Annotated in this window: 22 protein-coding genes; 10 read left to right on the top strand and 12 right to left on the bottom strand. The window is 29.7% G+C overall.

The genetic code is table 11. The annotated features are described in order from the left end of the window. Positions 1 to 6: 6 nt before the first annotated feature. Both hemC and hemA read right to left on the bottom strand, forming a co-directional pair. Positions 7 to 930 carry a hydroxymethylbilane synthase gene (hemC, locus tag AABJ49_RS03025; RefSeq protein WP_338376022.1) on the bottom strand — a complete coding sequence of 308 codons (924 nt, stop codon included), beginning with the start codon at positions 928 to 930 and terminating at the stop codon, positions 7 to 9. Between the two features lie 4 nt (positions 931 to 934). Beyond that, positions 935 to 2,191: a glutamyl-tRNA reductase gene (gene hemA / locus AABJ49_RS03020; RefSeq protein WP_338376020.1), complete on the bottom strand. Its 1,257-nt coding sequence runs from the start codon at positions 2,189 to 2,191 to the stop codon at positions 935 to 937. A gap of 229 nt (positions 2,192 to 2,420) precedes the next feature. Here hemA and AABJ49_RS03015 point away from each other — a divergent pair, with 229 nt between their 5' ends. From AABJ49_RS03015 to AABJ49_RS02990, 6 genes are read left to right on the top strand one after another with little or no spacing between them, the layout of a single operon-like run. After that, the gene (locus AABJ49_RS03015) at positions 2,421 to 3,293 is read left to right on the top strand and encodes an AraC family transcriptional regulator (RefSeq protein WP_338376018.1); all 873 of its coding nucleotides are present in this window, start codon (positions 2,421 to 2,423) and stop codon (positions 3,291 to 3,293) included. Positions 3,294 to 3,311: 18 nt separating this feature from the next. Beyond that, positions 3,312 to 4,349 (top strand): ferrochelatase, encoded by a 1,038-nt coding sequence (hemH, locus tag AABJ49_RS03010; RefSeq protein WP_338376017.1) that lies wholly within the window; start codon positions 3,312 to 3,314, stop codon positions 4,347 to 4,349. Then, positions 4,349 to 5,701 carry an MATE family efflux transporter gene (locus tag AABJ49_RS03005; RefSeq protein ID WP_338376185.1) on the top strand — a complete coding sequence of 451 codons (1,353 nt, stop codon included), beginning with the start codon at positions 4,349 to 4,351 and terminating at the stop codon, positions 5,699 to 5,701. The genes hemH and AABJ49_RS03005 overlap by 1 nt, the downstream gene beginning before the upstream one ends. Beyond that, positions 5,691 to 6,233 (top strand): CopD family protein, encoded by a 543-nt coding sequence (locus AABJ49_RS03000; protein ID WP_338376015.1) that lies wholly within the window; start codon positions 5,691 to 5,693, stop codon positions 6,231 to 6,233. Before AABJ49_RS03005 ends, AABJ49_RS03000 begins: the two co-directional genes overlap by 11 nt. 16 nt (positions 6,234 to 6,249) lie before the next feature. Then, on the top strand, positions 6,250 to 7,719 hold the full coding sequence (locus AABJ49_RS02995) for an ATP-binding protein (protein WP_338376014.1): 1,470 nt from the start codon (positions 6,250 to 6,252) through the stop codon (positions 7,717 to 7,719). Between the two features lie 28 nt (positions 7,720 to 7,747). Further along, entirely contained in the window at positions 7,748 to 8,530 is a 783-nt protein-coding gene (locus AABJ49_RS02990) for an enoyl-CoA hydratase-related protein (protein WP_338376184.1), read from the top strand. Between the two features lie 55 nt (positions 8,531 to 8,585). On the opposite strand, the gene AABJ49_RS02985 is transcribed toward AABJ49_RS02990, so the two are convergent. The 8 genes from AABJ49_RS02985 to AABJ49_RS02950 all read right to left on the bottom strand — a co-directional run bounded on the left by AABJ49_RS02985 (position 8,586) and on the right by AABJ49_RS02950 (position 16,552). Continuing rightward, positions 8,586 to 9,464 (bottom strand): T9SS type A sorting domain-containing protein, encoded by an 879-nt coding sequence (locus AABJ49_RS02985; protein WP_338376012.1) that lies wholly within the window; start codon positions 9,462 to 9,464, stop codon positions 8,586 to 8,588. 45 nt (positions 9,465 to 9,509) lie between these two features. Then, positions 9,510 to 10,163 (bottom strand): HD domain-containing protein, encoded by a 654-nt coding sequence (locus AABJ49_RS02980; RefSeq protein ID WP_338376183.1) that lies wholly within the window; start codon positions 10,161 to 10,163, stop codon positions 9,510 to 9,512. 66 nt (positions 10,164 to 10,229) lie between these two features. Next, positions 10,230 to 11,219 carry an acyl-ACP desaturase gene (locus tag AABJ49_RS02975; protein ID WP_338376010.1) on the bottom strand — a complete coding sequence of 330 codons (990 nt, stop codon included), beginning with the start codon at positions 11,217 to 11,219 and terminating at the stop codon, positions 10,230 to 10,232. Between the two features lie 4 nt (positions 11,220 to 11,223). Further along, entirely contained in the window at positions 11,224 to 11,958 is a 735-nt protein-coding gene (locus tag AABJ49_RS02970; protein WP_338376008.1) for a lysophospholipid acyltransferase family protein, read from the bottom strand. Between the two features lie 97 nt (positions 11,959 to 12,055). Further along, positions 12,056 to 12,499, bottom strand: coding sequence for a hypothetical protein (locus AABJ49_RS02965; protein WP_338376006.1), 444 nt, complete (start codon positions 12,497 to 12,499; stop codon positions 12,056 to 12,058). A gap of 112 nt (positions 12,500 to 12,611) precedes the next feature. Next, positions 12,612 to 13,022 (bottom strand): BrxA/BrxB family bacilliredoxin, encoded by a 411-nt coding sequence (locus AABJ49_RS02960; RefSeq protein WP_338376004.1) that lies wholly within the window; start codon positions 13,020 to 13,022, stop codon positions 12,612 to 12,614. A 102-nt stretch (positions 13,023 to 13,124) separates the two neighbouring features. Then, positions 13,125 to 14,264, bottom strand: coding sequence for a lycopene cyclase family protein (locus AABJ49_RS02955; RefSeq protein ID WP_338376002.1), 1,140 nt, complete (start codon positions 14,262 to 14,264; stop codon positions 13,125 to 13,127). A gap of 35 nt (positions 14,265 to 14,299) precedes the next feature. After that, positions 14,300 to 16,552, bottom strand: a complete 2,253-nt coding sequence (locus AABJ49_RS02950) for a TonB-dependent receptor (protein WP_338376000.1) — start codon at positions 16,550 to 16,552, stop codon at positions 14,300 to 14,302. Between the two features lie 82 nt (positions 16,553 to 16,634). Between AABJ49_RS02950 and AABJ49_RS02945 the strand changes: the two genes are divergently transcribed. The 4 genes from AABJ49_RS02945 to AABJ49_RS02930 all read left to right on the top strand — a co-directional run bounded on the left by AABJ49_RS02945 (position 16,635) and on the right by AABJ49_RS02930 (position 22,601). After that, on the top strand, positions 16,635 to 17,282 hold the full coding sequence (locus tag AABJ49_RS02945) for a metal-dependent transcriptional regulator (protein WP_338375998.1): 648 nt from the start codon (positions 16,635 to 16,637) through the stop codon (positions 17,280 to 17,282). Between the two features lie 2 nt (positions 17,283 to 17,284). Next, on the top strand, positions 17,285 to 18,103 hold the full coding sequence (locus AABJ49_RS02940) for a ZIP family metal transporter (RefSeq protein WP_338375996.1): 819 nt from the start codon (positions 17,285 to 17,287) through the stop codon (positions 18,101 to 18,103). Positions 18,104 to 18,142: 39 nt separating this feature from the next. Next, positions 18,143 to 18,550, top strand: coding sequence for a hypothetical protein (locus AABJ49_RS02935; protein ID WP_338375995.1), 408 nt, complete (start codon positions 18,143 to 18,145; stop codon positions 18,548 to 18,550). A 610-nt stretch (positions 18,551 to 19,160) separates the two neighbouring features. Beyond that, positions 19,161 to 22,601, top strand: a complete 3,441-nt coding sequence (locus AABJ49_RS02930; protein WP_338375994.1) for a T9SS type B sorting domain-containing protein — start codon at positions 19,161 to 19,163, stop codon at positions 22,599 to 22,601. 17 nt (positions 22,602 to 22,618) lie between these two features. On the opposite strand, the gene AABJ49_RS02925 is transcribed toward AABJ49_RS02930, so the two are convergent. Together AABJ49_RS02925 and feoB are read right to left on the bottom strand one after the other, a co-directional pair. Then, positions 22,619 to 22,741, bottom strand: coding sequence for a FeoB-associated Cys-rich membrane protein (locus AABJ49_RS02925; RefSeq protein ID WP_338375993.1), 123 nt, complete (start codon positions 22,739 to 22,741; stop codon positions 22,619 to 22,621). Further along, on the bottom strand, positions 22,741 to 24,858 hold the full coding sequence (gene feoB / locus AABJ49_RS02920; protein WP_338375992.1) for a ferrous iron transport protein B: 2,118 nt from the start codon (positions 24,856 to 24,858) through the stop codon (positions 22,741 to 22,743). Before feoB ends, AABJ49_RS02925 begins: the two co-directional genes overlap by 1 nt. Position 24,859: the final 1 nt, after the last annotated feature.

The following is a 24,859-nucleotide window of genomic DNA, read 5'->3' as shown; positions in this document are numbered from 1 at the left end:
GGAGTGTTATTTCACTTTTAATTCAGTTCGAAGTCTATCCATTAAAGGTCTTCCTCCTTGTTCTAAAATTTCTTTGGCACATTCTTGACCAAAGTTTAAATAAGAATCAAAATTACAACTTTTTTCAATGGAATACTTTTCTTTTCCATCTAATGAAAATAAAACACCTTGAAATTCGATTAGATTATCTTTTTTTACTGCCAAAGCACCAATTGGAGCTGTACAACCACCTTCTAAAGTGCGAAGAAATTGTCTTTCTATATAAGTGCAAATTTCAGATTCTGTATGGTTTAATTTAGCTAAAGCTTCTCTTGTAAAATTATCATTTTCCATAGCAACAACAACCATTGCACCTTGAGCAGGAGCAGGAATCATCCAATCTAAGTTTATAAAAGTATCTGGTTTTAAATTGATTCTTTCTAGACCAGCTGCGGCAAAAATAGCACCGTTCCAGTTATTGTCTTTTAGTTTTTGCATTCGGGTATTTACATTACCACGTAAATCTTCTACTTTATGAGTTGGGTATTTATTTAACCACTGTGCTTTTCTTCTCAAACTTCCTGAAGCAATAATTCCATCAGAATTTAAAAAATCAAGATTTCCTTTGTGAATTAAGATATCTAAAGTATTGGCTCTTTCTAAAACTGCTGCTTGAATAATCCCAATAGGCAAGGCAGTTGGAACATCTTTCATGGAATGAACGGCAATATCAACTTCACCTTTTAGCATTGCAATATCAAGAGTTTTGGTAAAAATTCCCGTGATTCCTAATTCGTATAATGGTTTATCAAGAATTATATCACCTGTGGATTTTACAGCAATAATTTCGGTTTTGTAGCCTAAATCATGAAGTTTTTTTTGAACCGTATGTGCTTGCCAAAGAGCTAATTCGCTATCACGTGTTCCTATTTTAATGACTTTTTTAGACATTTTGTTATTTTTCGACAGCTTCAATTTGGAAAATTTTGTTAATCCATTCAATACTTTCATCAACAACAGTGTCTTCACTTTTTAGATGATTGGCAAAATGATTGGTGATTTTTTGAATAATTCTATTGCTGATAATTTCAGCTTGTTCTTCGTTGAAGTTTTGTAGTTTCTTTCTTTGGTAATTTAATTCTGCTTGCTTAATAGTTCCTAACTTTTCTTTTAAAGAGTGAATTGTTGGAGCAAATTTTCTGGTTTTCGACCAAGTTAAGAATTCATTCATCACTTCTTCAATAATTAATTCTGCTGCAGGAATATGCTCTTTTCGTTTTTCAATCGTTTCATCAGTAACTTGTGATAAATGATCTAAATGAACTAAAGTAACATGTTCATTAGTTTTAACGTTATCATTTACGTTTTTAGGAATAGATAAATCTAAAATTAGCAATGGTTTTTTTAATTTTAAAATTTCAGCATCAACCGTTGGGTTTAATGCACCAGTTGCAACAACTAAAACGTCAGTTTTTTGAATTTCTAACTGTAAATCAGCATAATCTTTAACGATTAAATTGAATTTTCCAGCAACTTTTTCAGCAGTTTCTTTGGTTCTATTGATAAGAACTATATGTTCGTTTTTAGTATGTTTTACTAAGTTTTCACAAGTATTTCTTCCTATTTTTCCAGTTCCAAAAAGCAAAATGTTTTTGTTTCCAATATCAGGAACATTATTCATGATGTATTGAACAGAAGCAAAAGAAACAGAAGTAGCACCAGAGCTTATTTCGGTTTCATTTTTTACTTTTTTACTAGCTTGTATTACCGCATTTACCAATCTTTCAATATATGAATTGGCTAAACCTAAACTCTTACTTTCGTTAAAACTTTGTTTAATTTGTGAGATGATTTCAAAATCACCTAATATTTGACTGTCTAAACCAGTTCCAACACGAAACATATGATTTAGTGCTTCTTTGTTTTTATAAACATAAGCTACTTTTTGAAAATCTTCAACAGTTCCTTGACTATTTTCACAAAGCAACTTAATTAATTGAAAAGGGTGTTCTGCAAAACCATAGATTTCTGTTCTGTTACAAGTTGAAGTAACTAACAAACTTTCTATCCCATCATCTTTTGCTTGAAGTAATAAGTTGGTTTTGGCATTTTCATCTAAACTAAATTTACCTCTCATTTCGGCATCAGCTTTTTTATAGCTTAACCCAATGGCATAAAAAGAAAGATGTTTTCCTATTGTAAAAGTATCCATAAAATTTACTTTACCTTAAAGTGTTACAAATGTACTTTTATGAAGTTTATAAAAGTAACGCTAAAAGTACTTTTTGTGTCGATTGCAGATTTTTTCGTTAAAATTGTTTTTAAAAGATAAAAAACGTTTAAATTTGTAGTAAAATCAACGTTTGGATAATTTTTTGTTTAGAACCGTTCTAAATAAAACAACACAAAATACGGGGATTAAATTTAAAAAAAATATCGCTATGAGTACTGCTGAAGAAATTAAAATTGAACCCGATTTTATTTTATTGCGTTTTCAAAATGATACAAATGAAACGCAACGTTTTGAAAAACAGGTTAAAACGGGATTGATTCAATTTCATTTTAATGTCAAAGGAAAAGGGAAGTTTATTTTCAATAATGGAAGTTATGCATTGGATTTAAAAGAAGAGAAATCTCTTTTATTATACAATCCTCAAAAAGAATTGCCTTTACATTTAGAAGTTGCCCCAAAATCTTGGATCATTTCAGCTTTAATATCTATTAAAAAATTCCATACTTTATTCTCAGATGAAGCGGAATATATTCCATTTTTAAGTGAAGAAAATTTAGATAAAAAATATTATGGGGAAGAAGATATTAGTCCATCAATGGCAATTGTGTTAAATCAAATATTTCATTATAACCAAAATACGTCTATTAAAAACCTGTATTTAAAAGGAAAAGGTTATGAATTACTGAGTTTGTATTTTAATAGAAATGAAGATCCAAACGCAGAACAATGTCCGTTTTTAATTGATGAAGAAAATGTTTTAAAAATAAAAAAAGCCAAAGAAATTGTAATCGCTAATATGGCTGAGCCACCTGGTTTACAAGAATTAGCAGACCAAGTTGGTTTGAATATTAAAAAGTTAAAAGTTGGGTTCAAACAAATATATGGTGATAGTGTTTATAGTTTTTTATTTGATTATAAAATGGAATATTCACGTCATTTATTAGATAGTGGTTCATATAATGTAAATGAAGTGGGATTAAAAATTGGTTATAGCACATCAAGTCATTTTATAGCGGCTTTTAAAAAGAAGTTTGGAACAACACCCAAAAAATATCTGATGAGTTTAAATTTAAATGTATAAAAATTGCAACAATATATAATGAAAAAAGGAGTATTATTAGTGAATTTAGGCTCACCGGAAAGCCCAACACCAAAAGACGTAAAGCCTTATTTAGATGAATTTTTAATGGATAAATATGTTATTGACGTACCATTTTTATTGAGGGCATTATTGGTAAGAGGAATTATATTAAGAAAACGTCCAGAGAAATCAGCAGAAGCTTATAAAAAAATTTGGTGGGATGAAGGTTCACCGTTAATAGTTTTATCAAAAAGATTACAAGAAAAAATTCAAAAACAAGTAAGTGTTCCTGTTGAATTAGCAATGAGATATGGAAATCCAAGTATAGAAAGTGGATTACAAAAATTAAGTGATCAAGGAATCACTGAAGTTTTATTATTTCCTTTGTATCCTCAATATGCAATGGCATCTACACAGACTATTTTAGTTTTAGCTGAAAAGCTTCGTAAGGAGAAATTTCCTCATATGAGTTTTACAATAATTCCTGCTTTTTACAATCAAAAAGATTACATCAGAGATTTATCAAATTCTATCAAAAAGCATTTAGAAGGGTTTGAGTATGATCATTTATTATTTTCATATCACGGAATTCCAGAACGTCACATTCGTAAAACAGATATAACCAAAAGTCATTGTAAGATAGATGGAAGTTGTTGTAATACTCCTTCTCCAGCACATGAATTTTGCTACCGTCATCAATGTTATGAAACAACAAAACAAGTGGTTGAGTTTTTAGGAATTGAAGAAGGAAAATACAGTCAAACATTCCAATCTCGTTTAGCAGGAGATAAATGGTTAGAACCTTACACAGATATAGAAATAAACAAAATGCCAGAAAAAGGTATTAAAAAATTAGCCGTTGTAACACCAGCTTTTGTATCTGATTGTTTAGAAACTTTAGAAGAAATTGCTATGGAAGCTAATCACGAATTTAAGGCACATGGTGGTGAGGAATTTTTAGCTATTCCATGTTTAAATGATGATGATGATTGGGCAAAAACATTAAGTCGTTGGGTAGATCAATGGGCTTTTCAAAACCAAGAGCAAAAAGTTTAATGGCAGTTTCTTCAACAGAATTAGGTACTTTAAGTATTAAACAATTACTGATAAAACAATCGGTTCCCGCTTCAATAGGTATATTGTTTATGTCTGTCAATATCTTAATTGATACTATTTTTGTAGGACAATGGATTGGTTCTTTGGCTATTGCAGCAGTTTCCGTAGTTTTACCTATTACGTTTCTAATTTCTTCATTAGGAATGGCCTTAGGGATTGGAGGAAGCTCTATTATTTCTAGGGCTTTAGGAGCAAATAATAGAGAAAAAGCATTGCATACATTTGGCAATCAAATTTTGATGACACTTGGTTTGGCTTTAATTTCTGTTGTAGGAGGTTTACTTTACTCTGATGAAGTATTATTACTTTTTGGAGCCAATGGAGCCATTATGGAACCGGCTAAAGAGTTTTTTATTCCTGTTTTATATGGAGTGCCTTTTTTAGCACTTTGTATGATGGGAAATACGGTTATCAGAGCAGAAGGAAAGCCCAAATTTGCTATGATAGCCATGATTATTCCGGCTTTTAGTAATATAATTTTAGATATTGTTTTTATAAAACTTTTAAATTGGGGAATGTTTGGAGCTGCTTTGGCAACCTCAATTTCTTATTTTATGTGTTTTGCTTTTATTTTATGGTTTTTTATTTTTAAAAGTGAATTACGTTTACATCTAAAACATTATCTATTAGATTTTAAAATCGTTTCTGAAATTACTTCTTTAGGGTTTGTGACCTTTGCTCGTCAAGGAGTTGTGGCTATATTATCAATAATTTTAAATCATACTCTTTTTGTTTATGGAGGAGAACATTCGGTTGCTGTTTATGGAATTATTAGTCGAATGTTAATGTTTGCTTTGTTTCCAATTTTAGGTGTGACACAAGGTTTTTTGCCTGTTGCAGGATACAATTATGGAGCAAAAAAATTTGTTAGAGTAAGTGAAAGCATTTCAACATCCATAAAATGGGCAGGATTTTTGGCAACCCTTATATTTTTAGTTATTTTAGTTTTTGCAGAACCCATAGTTGCTGTTTTTTCTACTGATTCAGATATTATTAAAGAAACTCCAAATGCTTTAAGAATGGTTTTTGCAGCTTCACCAATTATTGCTATTCAGTTAATTGGAGCAGCTTATTTTCAAGCAGCGGGAAAAGCTATACCAGCACTATTACTAACATTAACCAAACAAGGATTTTTTCTAATTCCGTTAATTTTAATTTTACCAAATTATTATGGTATTTTTGGTGTATGGATTTCATTTCCAATTGCTGATATTTTATCTACAATTGTTACAGCTTTCTTTTTGAAAAGAGAGATGAAACGCAAATTAACACACGCATACGATGGAATATAATTACATAAAAGCGTTGCATTTAATCTTCGTAATCACTTGGTTTGCCGGACTTTTCTATATTGTTCGTTTATTTGTTTATCATGCTGAAGCTAAGCAGAAACCACAACCCGAGCAAGATATTTTAATTAAACAATATCAATTGATGCAGTATAGACTTTGGTACATAATCACTTGGCCAAGTGCAGTTTTAGCAAGTTTGTTTGCGTTTTATTTGTTGTATTTGAGTCCAGGTTGGTTGTCTCAATCTTGGATGCATGTAAAGTTGGCATTTGTTTTGTTGTTGTATGTTTATCATGCAAAATGCCATCAAATATTCAAGCAATTGCAAAATAATGAGGTAAAACATACTTCCAACTTTTATAGAATTTGGAATGAAGGAGCAACCATAATTTTATTTGCAGTGGTTTTTTTAGTAATCTTAAAAAGTGCAATAAATTGGATTTTTGGTGTCATTGGAATTTTTGTTTTTTCAATTTTAATTATGCTTGGATTTAAAATGTATAAAAGAATTAGAGAAAGAAATAAGAGTTAAAAAGCTTTATCAAAATATGGATAGAATTTTCTATATAAAACACCTTTCATTACGTTTAAGAATCTTTCTTTCCATGATTTTTTTAACGTTGATTGCCTCTATATTGATTGCTGCAGTTTCCATATACCAATTTAAAAAAGAAGCCAGAGAGTATCATCAAGATCGGTTAGAACGAAAAGAAAATGCTATTGTTGAACATATAAACTATGTCCTTCAAAACACAACTTATCCTTTATCAACTCAGAATATTCCATTAATTTTAAAAGAAAAAATTGGTGAAATATCAGATGTTCATAGCATGGAATTGAATTTTTATGATTTAGATGGAAATTTACTATTGTCATCAAAAGCTATTTTTAAACAAGATAAAGAACTCCCAAAAATAAACCCTTCAACCCTAAAAATTCTAGAGTCTACTATCGATAAAAGATATGTGGAATTCAAAACAATTGATAGTTTGAAGATGCGATATTCGTATACTTATGTAAAAGACAATAAGTTTAAACCATTGGCTATATTAAATTTGCCTTATGAAGAAGACACTGAATTTTATGACAATGAGTTGAAAAATTTTCTGATTCGATTTGGACAAGTTTATGCATTTATGTTTTTAATTGCGATTACTTTGTCTTATTTTTTATCGAGTTATATTACCAAATCTTTAAAAGTCATTAGTGATAAAATCAAAGAAACGGAATTGAATCAATTAAACGAACGTATTGTTTTAGAAGAAGGAAGCAAAGAAATCAATTTATTAGTTCAGGCTTACAATAGCATGGTAGACAAATTAGAAGATAGTGCTACAAAATTAGCTCATAGCGAAAGAGAACAAGCTTGGAGAGAAATGGCTAAACAAGTAGCCCATGAAATTAAAAATCCATTGACTCCAATGCGATTAACCGTTCAAAGTTTTCAAATGCGTTTTAACGAAAATGATCCTGATGTAAAGAAAAAACTAGATGATTATTCCAAAACATTAATTCAACAAATTGACACAATGAGTTCTGTTGCTAATGCTTTTTCTAATTTTGCGTCTATGCCTGCTCAACAAAACGAAACCTTAAATGTGGTTAAAATTGTAGAATTATCATTAGAAATTTTTAATGAAAACTTCATACAATTTTCAAGCATTGAAAAAGAAATTATTGCTCGTTTAGATAGAACTCAGTTGATTAGAGTTATCACTAATTTGGTTAAGAATGCTATTCAATCAATTCCAGATGAGCAAGAAAATAAACAAGTACAAGTAAGTGTTTTTAGAGAAAATGAAAATGTAAAAATAACCGTTAAAGATAATGGAAAAGGGATTTCTGAAGAAAATAAAGCTAGAATATTTGAACCAAAATTTACTACAAAATCAAGTGGAATGGGTTTAGGTTTAGCAATTATCAAAAATATCATTGAAAATTATAACGGAACTATTACTTTTGAAAGTGAAGAAAATAATGGAACTACCTTTTTTGTTTCATTTCCAATAACAAATTAATAAATCAACTAAATAATTAAAATCACATATAAAAATGGAAAACATTTTAATAGAAAAACAAGACAGTATTGCAATTGTAACCATCAATAGACCTGAAAAATTAAATGCCTTAAACAAAGCCACTATTCAAGAATTACATGATGGCTTTAAATCTTTAAGTGAAGATAAAGCTGTAAAAGTTATTATTGTTACAGGAAGTGGTGAAAAAGCGTTTGTAGCTGGTGCAGATATTTCTGAATTTGCCAATTTCTCTGTTGAAAATGGAGGTTTATTAGCAGCAAAAGGTCAAGAATTGTTATTTGATTACGTTCAAAATCTTACAACACCAGTTATTGCTGCTGTAAATGGATTTGCTCTTGGTGGTGGATTAGAATTAGCTATGGCTTGCCATTTTAGAGTAGCTTCAGACAATGCAAAAATGGGATTGCCAGAAGTAACTTTAGGAGTAATTCCAGGTTATGGAGGAACACAACGTTTACCTCAGTTAGTTGGAAAAGGTAGAGCTATGGAAATGATTATGACAGCCGCAATGATTGATGCTGAAACAGCAAAAAATTATGGTTTAGTAAATCATGTTGTATCTCAAACAGAACTTTTAGAATTTACAAAAGGAATTGCTTCAAAAATTGTAAGAAATTCATCGGTAGCTATTGCAAAAGCCATTGAATCAATAAATGCAAATTATGAAGATGGTGTAAATGGTTTTGAATCGGAAATTAAGAATTTTGGAGCTTGCTTTGGAACAGAAGATTTTAAGGAAGGAACAACTGCTTTTTTAGAAAAGCGAAAACCAGTATTTCCGGGAAAATAAATACAGAATGAATAAAAAAGCGATATTTCACGATATCGCTTTTTTTATTATGATACTATTCTACAAGTATTTTAAATGTCTTTTTTCTATTAAAATCATCGAAAGCAGTAATAAAATAAAGACCTTTTGGATAGTTTTCTAAAGAGAAAATAATAGAATTATCATTTTTGTCAATTATTAAATTCAATTTATCACCTTTTAAACTGTAGAGTTCAATTTTATTAATACTAGATGAATTTGAAAGTATAAATTGATTTTTAAAATCTTTTTTAAAGAGTTTAATTTCAACATTATTAAATGTTTCTTTTTTAAGTACAAAATTACAAGCACTTATAGAATCTAATTGTGAGTAAACCAAATTGGAATTTTTAAAAAAACAACTCAATTGTCCAGCTCCATTTATGTTTACTTCTCCAGCTGGAGCATTTATTAACGATTTTGAGCCCATACCTTCAACCCAAACCACATTTGCACTACTAATTGTATTAGTTGCTGTTGGTGAAAAATAAAAGTGTTTGTAATTCACATTATTCAATAATGGTTTCATCCGAATAGAATCCAATATAAAAGAACCACCATTTTGAGGAAAAGGACTAATCGGATTTACCATATTAAAAGTGTCTCCTTCATTAAGTGAAAAGTCATATAACAAATATTCTGAAATAGAGTTGGTATTAATTTTTGTTAAATATACTTTTTTGGCAACTACATCCTCTTTTAGTAAGAATGTTCTAGATATATAATGAAATCCATCTAATATTTTGTGAGAAACACCATTTACTAACGTATCACCATCTGTATAATAAACATCTGTAATGCAACCAAAATTACAACTTGTAAAATGCCATTGATTAGTTTGATCTAATAATGGAGTATAAGTTTGTGAAAAACTGTAATTAAAAATAATAAGAAATAATAGGGATAGATTCCTCATTTTATGTTTTTATCAAATATAAGTTAAAATGAATTAAAATAAAATTTATAATTCACCATCCCATTCGGTATAAAATTGCGACAAGAATTTTTCCATAAAAACATGTCTTTCTTGTGCAATTTTTTTTCCAGAAATTGTGTTCATTTTGTCTTTTAACAGTAATAATTTTTCGTAAAAATGATTTAAAGTTGGGGCTTCACTATTTTTATATTCATCTTTACTCATATTAAGGTTGGGAGCAATATTTGGATTATAAATAGCTCTATTTTTGAATCCACCATAATTAAAAGTCCTAGCAATACCAATTGCACCTAATGCATCAAGTCTGTCGGCATCTTGTACAATATCTAGTTCTTTTGAATTGAAATTTTTATCAAAATTTCCTCCTTTAAAAGAAATATTTTCGATGATATTGAGTACGTGAATTACTGTTTCTTCATTTACTTTTTCGCTTTCTAGGAATTTTCTCGCTACTTTTGGACCAAGAGTTTCATCACCGTCATGAAATTTACTATCAGCAATATCATGCAAAAGAGCACCCAATTTTACAACTTCAAGATTACAAGTTTCATTTTGTGCAATTAAAACAGCATTTTTATAAACTCGTTCAACATGAAACCAATCATGACCACCTTCGGCATTTTGAAGTTGTTCTTTCACAAATAGAATAGTTTTATCGATAATACTCATGGTGTGTATATTTAAAAAAATCCCAAACTCTTTTGAAGTTTGGAATTTTTATATTTTATATTTTGAATTTTTATATTATTTAATCGAAGCTGGCTGAACCCATTTGAAAACATGACTTTCCTCAGGAATAATAAGTCTTTCAGAAACTCTAGTCATTCGAGCTGGTAATTTCATAAGAAAATCTCTAGCTTTTTCAGCTTCATCGGTTAAATTAGTAACTTTATCAATTTCCCATTTATCGATTAACTTTTGCATAATATCAATATAATCAGCAGAAGTATAAACTCCTATTCGCTGAGCAGAATCTGAAAAATTTTCAAAAGCAGAACTTATTTTTTGACCACTTTCTCTTAAAAATCCGGCTGGCATTGTTATTTTATGTTTCATCATGTGTTGGAAAGCCAACATCATTTCGCTTGGATCCACTTTAAAAATTTGATTTACAAACTCACTATATGCATGATGATGACGCATTTCGTCACCAGCAATTAAACGACACATTTTCGCTAATTTATTATCACCATATTTTTTGGCCATTTGAGCCACACGGTTGTGCGAAACATAAGTAGCTAATTCCTGAAAACTGGTGTAAACAAAGTTCTTATAAGGGTCTGTTCCTGTTCCGATATCAAAACCATCAGCAATTAAATGTTGGGTTGTCATTTCAATTTCTCTCATGTTTACCCTTCCAGATAAATAAAGATATTTGTTCAAAACATCTCCATGACGATTTTCTTCAGCGGTCCATTGTCTTACCCATTGACTCCATCCGTTTCTTCCTTCATTATCAACACCTTCTACTTCCATCAACCAAGATTCATAAGTTGGTAAAGCTTCTTCAGTAATTGTATCACCTACTAAAGTTACCCAAAAATCATAAGGTAAATCTTTAGCTATTTCTCTTAACTCTCTAACTTCTTCATAGAAATTTTCGTTTTGAGAATCAGGTAATAAATCAGTTGGTTGCCAAATTGTTTCAACTGGAATTAAGTAGTCTTCAACAAAGCTGTCAATTCTTTTTTCCAAAAATTGCATCACTTCTAATCTAACATTTTTTATAGACATAAATTTATATTTTAATAGCGTTAACTATTGTTTTTTCTGTTTTTTCGAAAATTTCTTCAAAAGAATAATCGGATATTTTTAATGGTTCATGAATTTGGAAATTTATTCTATTTCCTAAACCTAGAGGGAATTGTCCAAATTTAGTCATTTTCCATGAATTATTAATAGTAATTGGCACAAAGTAAGCATCTGGAGCAAATTTGTAAAGCATTTTTAACCCATTGACTGAAAAAGGTTTAGGTGTTCCTGTTTTACTTCTTGTTCCTTCTGGAAAAATCGTAACCGAATAATTATTTTTATTGATGAATTCACCACATTTTTTAATTTCACCTAAAGCTTGTTTTGGATCTTTTCTATCAATTAGGGCAGAACCACCTTTTCTTAAATTATAAGACACACTTGGAATACCTTTTCCTAATTCTTTTTTGCTGATAAATTTTGGATGCCAATCTCTCATGAACCAAATTATTGCCGGAATATCATATAAACTTTGATGGTTTGCAATAATGATTAAAGGAACATTTTTAGGCAATTTTTCTCTTCCTTTGAAAGAATAGGTTGTTCCTAAAATATGAGTATTTCTTACTAAGAACCAATTTAATACAAAAACACTAATTCTGTGGGCATTATAGCCAAACACATTATAACAAATCCATTGAATGGGATGAAAAAGCACTAACCAAAACAAGAATAGTGCATAATATAAAATAGAAAGTGGATATGAAATTAACTTTTCCATCAAAAAATATTTTGCACAAATGTACTATTATTATCATAAAAAACACCACTAAACATAGGGATTTAGTATGCTTGCATAGTGTTTTATTTTTCGATAATTATTGAAAAACAATTGGTTTTGTTGTTTTCGGAATTATTACAATATGAAATGGATGAGCAACATCAGTAGTTAAACCAACTTGGAGGTTTTCAATACTAACAGTAATATTGTTTGCATTTTCTTGAATATTTGTAATATCAAGTGTTGTACTGCTATTTTTTACTTCTATAACGAAAAGAATCATGTAGTTTTGAAAATCAATGTTTGTTTCCGAAAAAGGAATGTTATTAATAACTCCAATAGTTGAAAAATTAGCCATTAAAGTCTGCCAATCAGCTGTATTGGAAATTACAATATTTTCGTTTCCATAAGTATTATTGTAATTTAATTGGCCTTTTATAATTTGGGTTGGAATTATAGTTTGAGTAGCAACCGTTGCATCATCATCGTTAGAACAACTCATTGTAAAAAACAAAATCAGGAATAAAAAAGAAATCTTCATAATGTTTGGTTTTATATAATTAAGATGAATGTTTTTAAAAAGGGTTGCGTAAAAATAAAAAATCCCTAACTAATTGCTTAGAAAGGGATTAATTTTTTTAACGAAAAAGGGATTAGCAATATTCGTTGTAAGCATCTTGTAAATTTTCTGCAATTAATTCAGCTGGACGACCTTCAATATGATGACGTTCTAACATGTGCACTAATTCACCATTTTTAAATAAAGCCATACTTGGTGATGAAGGTGGAAAAGGGAACATTTGTTCTCTTGCTGCATCAACAGCTTCTTTGTCAACACCTGCAAATACAGTAACTAATTTTGAAGGTTTTTTAGCACCTGCTAAACTCATTTTAGCACCAGGACGAGCATTTCTTGCAGCACAACCACAAACCGAATTTACAACTACTAAAGTTGTTCCTTCTGATTGAATTGCATTTTTTACTTCGTCAGCACTATATAAATCTTGAAAACCAGCGTCATTTAATTCAGCACGCATTGGTTTAACCATTTCTTCTGGATACATAATAATTTTGTTAAAAGTTAACGAGTTGCAAAGTTACAAAGTTTTTTTGGAGTCTACTCTTTTGAAATCATAAAGATTTGTTATGATAAGATAGATAAAATATTATCGAAATATTCTATTAAATAAAGTTTTAATAAATGGAATTTTTGGACATCTTAAAATCACTTTTAAATCTTCAAATAACGAAGTTTCTTCATCCAAAAACTTTAAAATTAAACCCGAATTTTTATCTTTAAACAATCCTGAAAATAATTCTGAACCGATTGAATTATCTTGGTATAAAACATCAATAAAAAGCAAATCATAAAACCAAAACTTGTCTTTTTTATGAAATTTAGTAAAGTCAGCATTTGGTTCTAAAAAGTCAATCAGTTGTTTAGATTTTTTTGTCACATTTTTAAGCGTAAAACCTGTACTTGCTTTTGTCCAACCACCAGCAGAACCAATATTAATGATGTTTTTTGTATTGTTCTTCCAAAAAGGATAACTTGTCATAGGAATGTTTCCTTGTTCTTTTTCTACTATTTCATATTCAGTTATGCCTAAATTTTGAATATAAAGTTGAATTTCGTTTTCGTATTCTTCTTTAGCAAGTAAATCTTTTGAAAAGAGTGTATATTCTAATAGAGCTTCATTTTTTGAAGTTGGTAAAACATACATAAATCGCGTATTTCCTTTCTGATTGACTGAAAAATCCATGAATGTTGCGGCATTTTCATTAAAAACTGGTTCTTTACTTTTTATAAACCAACCTATGAAATGCTGCTGTAATAAAGGATATTTTTTTTGCGAAGTAACTAAATTTAGGTTAAAAATTGAATTAAAGACCTTATTGCAAGTAAACCTATTTTGTTCCGTTTTTACCAAACAATGATGACCTAATTCTGAAAAGTCGACTACTTTTTCTTGTAAAAAATGAATGTTTTTATGTTTAGAAATTTCACCAAAAACAAAATTATAAAAATCTAAACCTTCAATCATTTTGTAGTGATATGGTTCAATATTTAGTTGTTTCCTGAAATTTTCATTAGCAAAAAGAGTATTTTTCCATTCTTTAGAAATTATTTCTTCAAAAAGGGTTGATTTATCCCAAAAACACCATGTTCTATCGTTTGTTTTTTTGGCATCACTATCAATTAGAAGGATTGTTTTATCTGCAATTTTATTAGACGAAATCATTTCATAGACAGTCATCAAAGCTGCTAATCCTGTTCCTGTAAAAATGTAATTGTAGTGTTTCATTTTTCAAAGATAGAGAATTTTGACAGTGATAAATATCAATCTAGTTTAAATCTAACTCCTAAAAACGCTCTTATTCCTTGGTTTGGTCCATAAACATAACTTGAGTCAAATGTTAAAGCATACGGATTATTTGGTGTAGAAGTTGCGTTTCCATTAATGTCAAAAACAACATTTTTGTCAAAAGGGTCGTTTGCTCTTGCAATTATAAAAGGAGTACTTTTATTAGGAGTCCAATTCAAAAGGTTTTTTATACCTCCATAAATTTCAAATCTGTTTATTTTTTTATATGTAAACTGGATGTTTTGAATACTCCAAAGAGGAGAATATTCTGGTCGTGGATCTAAATCACTTAACAAAGGTAATCGCATTGGACCATATAAATTTCCAGTATAATCAATAGACAAAAACCATTTTGAAACATCATAAGTAATTCCCCAAGTTGCACTATACTTTTCTGTTAGGATTGGAGTTGATAAAACTTCATCTCTTTTTATTTTAGACTCTAAAACCGTAAAACCAACCATTGATTTTAATCCAAAAGGGAAAATGAATTCAACATTTCCTGTTATACCATACGTTTTTGAATATCCATTTAAATTAGAATATATTATTTGATTAGGGTTTGTGTCATAATCAGGAAGAATTTGATTTTCAAAATGAGTATACCAAGTAGAAAACTCTAAAACAGTATGTGTTCCGCTATCAAATTGAAACTTTTTTAAATAATTCAGATTAACATTATAAGATGTTTCCGGATTTAAATTTTCGGTTATGATTACATCTCTAGAGCCAGTTAAAGCAGCATGTTCTTCAGTAAATAAATTCACCACTCTAAAACCAGTTCCAGCATTTATTCTGAAAATATCATTTTTTGTAGGTTTCCATTTGTAAGCTATTCTTGGTGTATAAATTAAACCATGAATGGAATTATAATCTAGGCGTGAACCCAATAAAACACTTTGTGATTCTGTAAACTTAATCTCATCTTGAATGAATAAACTACTTATTTTCGTTTTTTCAGGTTTTATGGTTGCTGTTGTATTGTCATTGTAAAATTGATATCTAAAAGCAGTTCCCAATAAAAAATTATGATTATTAAAGGTTTTATCCCATATTAGTTGTCCAAATGCAATTTCTTGTTGAGCCAAAAACAAAGTATTTCCATATACAGAATTTTGATTGTGATTTGTATAAGAAAAAGAAGCAAACATATTTTCCAAAACGGGTAATTGATATTTTCCTAAAGCTTCATACCTTGTAGTGTAAATACTTTCACCATAAATTTCATTTCCACCTCTAAAATTTTTGTTCCATTGCAATTCTCCACCCCAACGATCTTCATAAAAAAATCGACCAGCAAAACTTAATTCTTTACCACTTTTTCTATCAATACTAAATTTGTTAAAAATTGAAATTCTATCTTGAAGCGTAACATCAGTAAAATTATCATGATTGTTATCAACTGGATTGTTGTAGTTGAAATAATTTATTCCTAAAAGAGAATTAACCTTTTTCCCAATACCATATTTTGCACCAATATCTATGTTGTTTTCCAACCAAGAAGTACTAAACACATCGGCGAAAAATAAGGGAGCTGTTTCAGGACGTTTTGTAATAATATTTATTAAACCACCCACAGCTTCACTTCCGTATAATGATGATGCTGGACCTTTTACAATTTCAATTCTATCGATTAATGAATTAGGAATTCCTGACAAACCATAAACTGTTGAAAGACCACTAACAATTGGCATTCCATCTATTGTAACCATAGTATATGGACCTTCTAAACCATTAATATGTATGTCTCCAGTATTGCAAATGTTACAATTTAATTGAGGACGAACACCATTCACATTTTGAAGGGCTTCAAATAAGTTTGAAGTTGGATTTTTCTTTAAAAATACAGCAGAATATACTTCTATAGGAACTGGAGATTCTAATCTTGAAACAGCTTTTAAGGTTCCAGTAAGAACAACTTCATCAAGAGTATCCATTTCATTCAATTCACAATTTAAAAGTATTTCAGTTTGATTTGAAACGATTATAGTTTTTGTAACAACTTTGTAACCTGTGTATGAAAATTGCATTATATATTTACCATCAGGAATATTTTCAAACAGATATAATCCATTTTCATCTGCACTAGTTCCTTTATTCAACTCTTTAAGAACAATCGTAGCAAAAGGCAAAGCTTTATTTAACGACGTTATTTTTCCTTTAATATTTGTTTGTGAAAAAGAAATTACCGTAAAAAAGAGCAGTATAAAATATTTTTTATAAACCATTAAATTAATTTTTAGACAAAACTAAAAATATAATTAACCGAATCAAAATAAAAAGTTATATATTTGTTTAAAATAATATTTAATGACTACTTCAGAAGAAAATTATTTGAAAGTAATTTATCATTTATCTTTAGTTTCACCAAAAGGAGTGAATACTAATGCTATTGCAGGAATGTTAGAAACAAAAGCGTCTTCTGTAACCGATATGTTAAAGAAATTATCTGAAAAAGATTTAGTAATTTATAAAAAATACCAAGGAGCTTCATTAACTGAAAAAGGTATGTTAACAGCTAAAATGATAGTAAGAAAGCATCGTTTGTGGGAAGTTTTTTTGGTAGAAAAATTAAATTTTACTTGGGATGAGGTTCATGAAATTGCAGAAGAATTAGAACATATTCAATCCGAAAAATTGATTAATAAATTAGATGCTTTTTTAAATTTTCCTGATTTTGATCCTCATGGTGACCCAATTCCAAATGCTGATGGAGAAATTAAAAAAGTGCAAAAGCAGCTTTTGTCTGATGCTAAAATAAATGTAGCCTATAAATGTGTTGGTGTAAAAGATTCTTCAGCTGAATTTTTACAGTATTTAGACAAACAAAAAATTGCTTTAGGATCAACTTTTAAAATAATTGAGATTGATACCTTTGATGATATTCTTCAGGTTGAAATTAATGGTAATGTTCTAACCATTTCCGATAAAATTGCGTCTAACTTATATGTACAATAATTATGTTCCAAGAAATTTTAACTTATTTAGAAAGCATTGACCCAGTTTTGGCTGCTTTTTACGCTACACTTTTCACATGGTTTTTAACCGCTTTAGGAGCTTCATTTGTGTTCTTTTTTAAAGGCATGAACCGAACTTTTTTTGATGGAATGCTTGGTTTTACAGGTGGAGTTATGGTTGCTGCCAGTTTTTGGAGTTTGTTAGCACCATCTATTGAAATGAGCGAAGGAGAAGGATTTGTAAAAGTAATTCCAGCTGTTGTTGGTTTTGCTTTGGGAGCTTTGTTTATTTTTATGTTAGACAAAACCTTACCTCATTTACACATCAATTTTAAAGAAACAGAAGGGATAAAATCACCTTGGCAACGAACAACACTATTAACGTTAGCCATTACTTTGCACAACATTCCTGAAGGATTGGCAGTTGGAGTATTATTTGGAGGAGTTGCAGCAGGAATTCCAGAAGCCTCAATAGCTGGAGCAGTTACATTAGCAATAGGAATAGGAATACAAAATTTTCCAGAAGGAATTGCGGTTTCCATGCCTTTGCGTAGAATGGGAATGAGCAGAAGAAAAAGTTTTATGTACGGACAAGCTTCGGCTTTAGTTGAACCAATTGCTGGAGTTTTGGGAGCTGCAGCTGTAATGTTTTTTACTCCAATATTGCCTTATGCTTTAGCTTTTGCTGCTGGTGCGATGATTTATGTGGTTGTTGAAGAAGTAATCCCAGAAACACAATTAGAGAAAAATACAGATATTGCCACTTTAGGATTTATAGGTGGATTTATTGTAATGATGACTTTAGATGTTGCTTTAGGATAAAAAACTTTGTGTAACTTTGGGAATTAAACCCATACACAAATGAAATATTTTACACCAATTATAGTTCTTTTTATTTTTATTAGTTGTGCTTCAAAGCAAGTTGTTAATGAAAATGAAATCCTTATTAATTCAAATTCTTTAACTAATGTTGGAAATGATTACGAAATGAAAATTTCTAAAATTATTTCAGATTCTCGTTGTCCTGAAGGAGTTAGTTGTGTTTGGGCTGGAGAAGTTCAGTTGGAACTAGAAATTTATAAAAATCAGAAACTAGAAAGATCAGAAGCACTTTCTATTAACTACAAAACATTAGAACAAAACAAGCAGTTTTTTGCGGATTACATTTCAACAAATAAAAAAATAAAAGATATTTTGGTTCAACCTACAAAAAAGGAAGGCCAAAATATTGAGTTGAAAGAGTATGTTTTGAGGGTTGGTTTGGAGTAGATAGTAGATTAATTTTTTAAATAATAGTGAATGAAATTTTTTTATGAAGCTTTGTTTTTTAGTGTTTATAAGAGTTTATATAGATATAATAAGAATGATACTGAGATAAAAACTGTTATTATTAATTCTTTTTATTTAACACTAACCTTTTATATTCTCCCACTTCAAATATTAGGATGGTTTAATTATGAAATTTATTATTCTCAAACTGTATATATTGTTTTATTGACTTTTTTTTTAATTTTTAATTTTAATTTTTTTGTAAGTAAAAAGCATTACTTGAATATCATTTGTAAATATAAATCATATAAAAAAGATGCTATTTTTACATTGCTTGGATTTTTTTATTCAACTTTAGCAATTTCCATGTTATTATTGTATGCAGAATTTGAATTAAGCAGTATAATATATTTTATTTTATTTTCACTAATTTTTGAAGGTTTTAGTTTATATTTTGGAAATAAACTTTAATGACAAGCACAATCATCACCACAAGACTTTGATTTCTTGACAGATTTTTTCCAGAAGAATTTTTTAACTAAAAATCCAACAGAATAAATAAATTTATACTTAATTAAAATAAATAGTATTTTTGTTTATTGAAAATTTTATGAAGAATTTACTTTTAATTTTTTTACTACTTATCACTAGTTTAGGTTATTCACAAAATGAGGCCAACAACTGGTATTTTGGTTATAATGCTGGGTTAGACTTTAGTAGTGGTGCTCCAGTATTATTACCACCAAGTTCAATGTTCTCTGAGGAGGGTTGTACTAGTATTTCAAATCCTGCAGGTCAGTTGTTGTTTTATTCTAATGGTATGCAAATTTGGAACAGTAACCACCAACTAATGCCAAATGGTTCAGGTTTATTAGGTCATGATAACAGTGGTCAATCCTGTATTGCAGTTCCAAAACCTAATGCTTCTAATATTTATTATCTCTTTACTACAGATGCAGAAGGCCACCCTCAAGGTTTACGCTATTCAGAAATCGACATGAACTTAGATGGAGGACTTGGAGATGTAACCGCAACAAAAAATGTACTTTTGCAAACTCCTGTTGGGGAAAAACTAACAGCAATTAGAACACCTAGTGGAGATTACTGGGTTGTAAGTATGCTAGTTGGGTATGCAGATTTTGTTGCTTATAAAGTTACTAGCAGTGGGGTGGATACAGCTAATCCCGTAATTACAAATGTAACGCAATTAAATCTTGAAGACGTTTCAATGGGAAACATTAAATTTTCACCAGATGGGACAAAGTTGTTGATGGCTAACAGTCATGGAAAGGTTTTTTTGTTAGACTTTAATAGCAATACAGGAGTCTTTAGTAACCCAAAATTAGTATATAATTTCACAGGAGTTTATGGTGTTGAGTTTTCACCTTCTGGTAATATTGGATATGTAACAAGAGGCCAACTTGTTTTACAATTTGATTTAACAGCAGCCAATATTCCTAGTACTCAAACTGTTATACATGATACAGGTGTAGGAATAATGGGGGTATTACAATTAGCTCCAGATTTAAAAATTTATTGTTGTCTAGTAAATACACAGTATATTAGTGCAATTCAAGATCCAGATGTTTTAGGTGTAGGATGTAATTTTGATTTTCACAATATAGATGTGAGTCCTATGTTGGTTGGTTGTGAAGCCGGTCTTCCTCAATTTATCTATTCCTATTTCAACTCAGGTATTTTAGCTCAAAATAATTGTTTGGGAGAGTCAACAAATTTTGAGTTATCAAATAGTCAATCTGTTATATCGGTGGTTTGGGATTTTGGAGATGGTTCAACTACGTCTTCAGTATTGAATCCTTCACATACGTATGCAAATTCAGGGACTTTTACTGTTTCTGCTACTATTTCAACGACAACAGAAACTATTACTAGAACAAAACAAATAACCATATCAGAAATCCCAGTCGTAGCTAATACTGTTGCTAATCAAGACTTTTGTGGAACAGCTGCAATGAGTTATGATTTGGAACAATTTAATGCAACGGTTATTGGTAGTCAATCAACCACAACTTTTGGAGTAGCTTATTTTTCCTCCCAAACCAATGCAGAAAACCACACAAATATCTTAACAAATACTCAAAACCTACCTTTAGGAACTACAACTTATTATGCTAAAATTTATAATTTGGACAATCCAAACTGTTATGCAATTACTAGTTTTGAGGTAACATTATATAATCAACCAATTGCCAACACAGTATCAGATTATATCATTTGTGAAGCGATACCTTATGACGGCATAGAACAATTTGATTTGCAAACTAAAAACGCATTAGTTTTAGGAAGTCAGTCAGCAACTAATTTTTCAATATCATACCATACATCTCAAAATGATGCTGATACCAATAATACTGCACTGCCATTTTTGTACACAAATACTTTACCACAAGAAACAATTTATGTAAGGATTGAAAACAACTTAAATGCAGATTGTTTTGCTACCACAAGTTTTAACATAGAGGTTATTCAACAACCAACTGTATCAACAGTTACCGATTATGTATTGTGTGATGATGCTTCTAATAATGGTATTGAACAATTTGATTTAACTACAAAAACCAATGAAATTTTAAACGGTCAATCAACAACAGTTTTTGAAGTTAGTTATTATTTAACATTGAGCGATGCTCAAAATAATACAAATGCAATTATAACTCCAATAAACAACGCCACAAACAATCAAGATATTTATTATAGTATAACAGCTATTGGTAATGCTAATTGTAAAGTGATTGATAGTTTTAAAATAGTGGTTTCAAATCTTCCGATAGCCAATATTCCAAATGATATTTTCATTTGTGATGATATAACCAACGATGGATTTGGAACTTTTGACTTAACTCAAAATAATTCCGTTATATTAGGCAATCAAAGTGCAGCAAATTTTACAGTTACCTACTATGAAAATCAGAATGATGCTGAAAATGCTGTTAATCCATTAAATACATCTTACAGCAACACTTCCAATCCTCAAACTATTTTTGTTAGAATTGAAAACAATAACAACTCAGATTGCTATGACACAACTAGTTTTCAAATAGGTTTGTATGAATTACCAATTGCCTACCAACCTCAAAACATGCATTCATGCGATACCGCAAATGATGTTACAGAAATTTTTGACTTATCACAGCAAACAGCAATTGTATTAGGAAGTCAAAGTCCTACAGACTTTACAGTGTCTTATCATCAAACACAACAAGAAGCAGACAATAACACCAATCCATTACCTGCCAATTATTCCAGTACGCAACCTTCAAAAACAATTTATGTAAGGATTGAAAATGTATTAAGTACAACTTGTTATAATACAACTTCATTCCAATTGATTATTCATCCAAATCCAGTATTAAATATTAATCAAACCTATACAATTTGTGAAGGTAATCCAATAGTTATTTCTGCTCCTTCAGGCTTTAGTAGTTATAATTGGTCCACAGGTTCTACATCAAACCAAGCAATTATTTCACAAGCAGGACAATATACTTTAACAGTAACAAAAGATTATGGAACAATAATTTGTTCAACAACAGAAAATATAACAGTTGTAAATTCTAATGTTGCAACAATAACAGAAATAACAACCGAAGATTGGACAGATAATAACAATGTAATATCAATTTTCGCAAATGGTGATGGAGATTATGAATATTCTTTAAATGGAATTACCTACCAAGATAGTTCCGTTTTTACAAATTTAGTAAGTGGTCAATATACAGTTTTTGTTAGAGATAAAAACGGCTGTGGAATTCAAACAGATAGTATCTATTTATTAATTTACCCAAAATTTTTCACACCAAATAATGATGGTTACAATGATTATTGGAAAATTAAATTTTCAAATGATGAGCCAAATATAAAGACAGAGATATTTGATCGTTATGGTAAATTAATTCATGTAATAAATGGAAATTTGAATTCTTGGGACGGAACTTTTAATGGAACAACTTTACCAGCAACGGATTATTGGTTCATAGTTACCCGTGAAAATGGCAAAGAATTTAGAGGTCATTTTACTTTGAAAAGATAGGTATAACTTCTGAATTTTTAATGACAAGCACAATCATCACCACAAGATTTTGATTTCTTGGCAGATTTTTTCCAAAAGAATTTTTTGACTAAAAATCCAACGGCTATAAAAAGAGCTATGTAAACTAATATTTCTTGCATTATTTTAAAAATTGATAAGCAATTAAAGCCACAATATAAGCAAATCCACTCATAACTACAAGTTGGATTATAGGCCATTTCCATGAATTCGTTTCTTTCTTCACAATTGCTAAAGTACTAATGCATTGCATCGCAAATGCATAAAACAACAATAACGAAATTCCGGTAGCAAAATTAAAAACCTTTTCACCAGTTACAGGGTTTACTTCGGCTTGCATTCTTTTTTTAATCGTGTTTTCCATATCACCTTCATCGTCATTTGCACCAACACTGTAAATTGTAGCTAGTGTTCCAACAAAAACTTCTCTTGCAGCAAAGGAAGTAACAACTGCAATTCCGATTTTCCAATCATATCCTAAAGGTTTTATAGCTGGTTCAATGGCTTTACCCACAATACCTATATAAGAATTTTCTAATTTATAAGTATTGACTTTAGCTTCAATTAAACTTGGATTTAAATCTAAATTATTAGCTATAACTTCATTTTGAACAATTTCTTCAGCATTGTCAAACTCTTTTGTTGGACCATGAGAACCTAAAAACCATAGTATAACTGATAAAGCTAAAATGATTTTTCCAGCTCCAAATACAAATGCTTTAGTTTTTTCTAAGACGTTAATTCCAACATTTTTGAACATCGGAATTTTATAACTTGGCATTTCCACTACGAAATAGGTTTTGCAACTTAATTTTAGGAATTTATCTAACAACCATGAAGAAAAAATAGCCATAAAAAATCCTATTAAATAAAGAAACATTAAGGCTAAACCTTGTAAACTTAGGAATCCTAAAACTTTTTCTTCTGGAATAATTAGCGAAATTATAATCGCATAAACAGGTAATCTAGCAGAACATGTAGTAAATGGAGTTACTAAAATTGTGATAAGACGTTCTTTCCAGTTTTCAATATTTCTAGCACTCATAATTGCAGGAATTGCACAGGCTGTTCCCGAAATTAAAGGCACAATACTTTTTCCAGACAAACCATATCTTCGCATGATTTTGTCCATTAAAAAAACAACGCGACTCATATAACCACTTTCTTCTAAAACAGAAATAAACAGAAATAAAAAGGCTATTTGTGGAATAAAAATTACGATTCCACCAATTCCAGGAATAATTCCTTCACTGATTAAATCCGTAAATTTTCCGACAGGTAAATGTGTCTTTGTATAATTGGCAAAATTGGCAAAAGATTCATCTATAAAGTCCATTGGAATGGTTGACCATTCAAAAATAGATTGAAAAATTGCGAATAATATGAAGAAGAAAATTACATAACCAAAAACCTTATGAGTTAAAACTCTATCTAGTTTTGCTTGTAAATCTGATGCTTTAGATTTGTCAATATTTTGACCAATTTTCAACGTATCATTTATAAATTGATAGCGTTTGATGGTTTCTTTTTGCTGTAAACGTTTTAAATCTGAATGTGATTTAGTGAACGAACTTTTGATTTCATTTCGTTCTAAATTCAAGAAATTTACATCTTGTGTAATTACCAACCAAAGTTTGTACAACAACTGATTTGGAAAAGCTTTCCTTAATTTGTCGAAATATTCTGGATCAATTGACGAAGCATTTAAACAAGGTTCAACAGATAAATCTTCATAATTTAAGATTAGGCTTTTTAGTTCTAAAATTCCCAATTTTTTTCTAGAACTTACTAAAGCAATTTTAGTTTTCAATTCTTGTTCCAAAAAGGGAATATCAAGTTCAATTCCTTTTAGCTTCATTCGATCACTCATGTTGATGACCAAAATAGTTGGAATAGCTAAATCTTTGATTTGAGTAAAAAGTAGTAAATTTCGTTTCAGATTTTCAACATCAGAGATCACAACAGCCACATCTGGATAATCTTTATCTTTTTTGTTTAAAAGTAATTCAATAACTACATTTTCATCAATTGAACTTGCATTTAAACTATAAGTTCCAGGTAAATCAATGATTTTTGCTCTAACATCAGGAGATAGTTTAGAAAATCCCATTTTCTTTTCAACGGTAATTCCAGGATAATTTCCCACTTGTTGATTTAAACCAGTAAGTTGATTGAAAACAGAAGTTTTCCCAACATTAGGATTTCCAATTAAAGCAACTTTGATGTTTTTTTGAACCATA

It is taken from the genome of uncultured Flavobacterium sp. (assembly GCF_963922255.1).
In the GTDB taxonomy this organism is placed as follows: Bacteria; Bacteroidota; Bacteroidia; order Flavobacteriales; family Flavobacteriaceae; genus Flavobacterium.
Note: the sequence above shows the minus strand (reverse complement) of the source record. Positions and strands in the feature narration are given on the sequence as shown.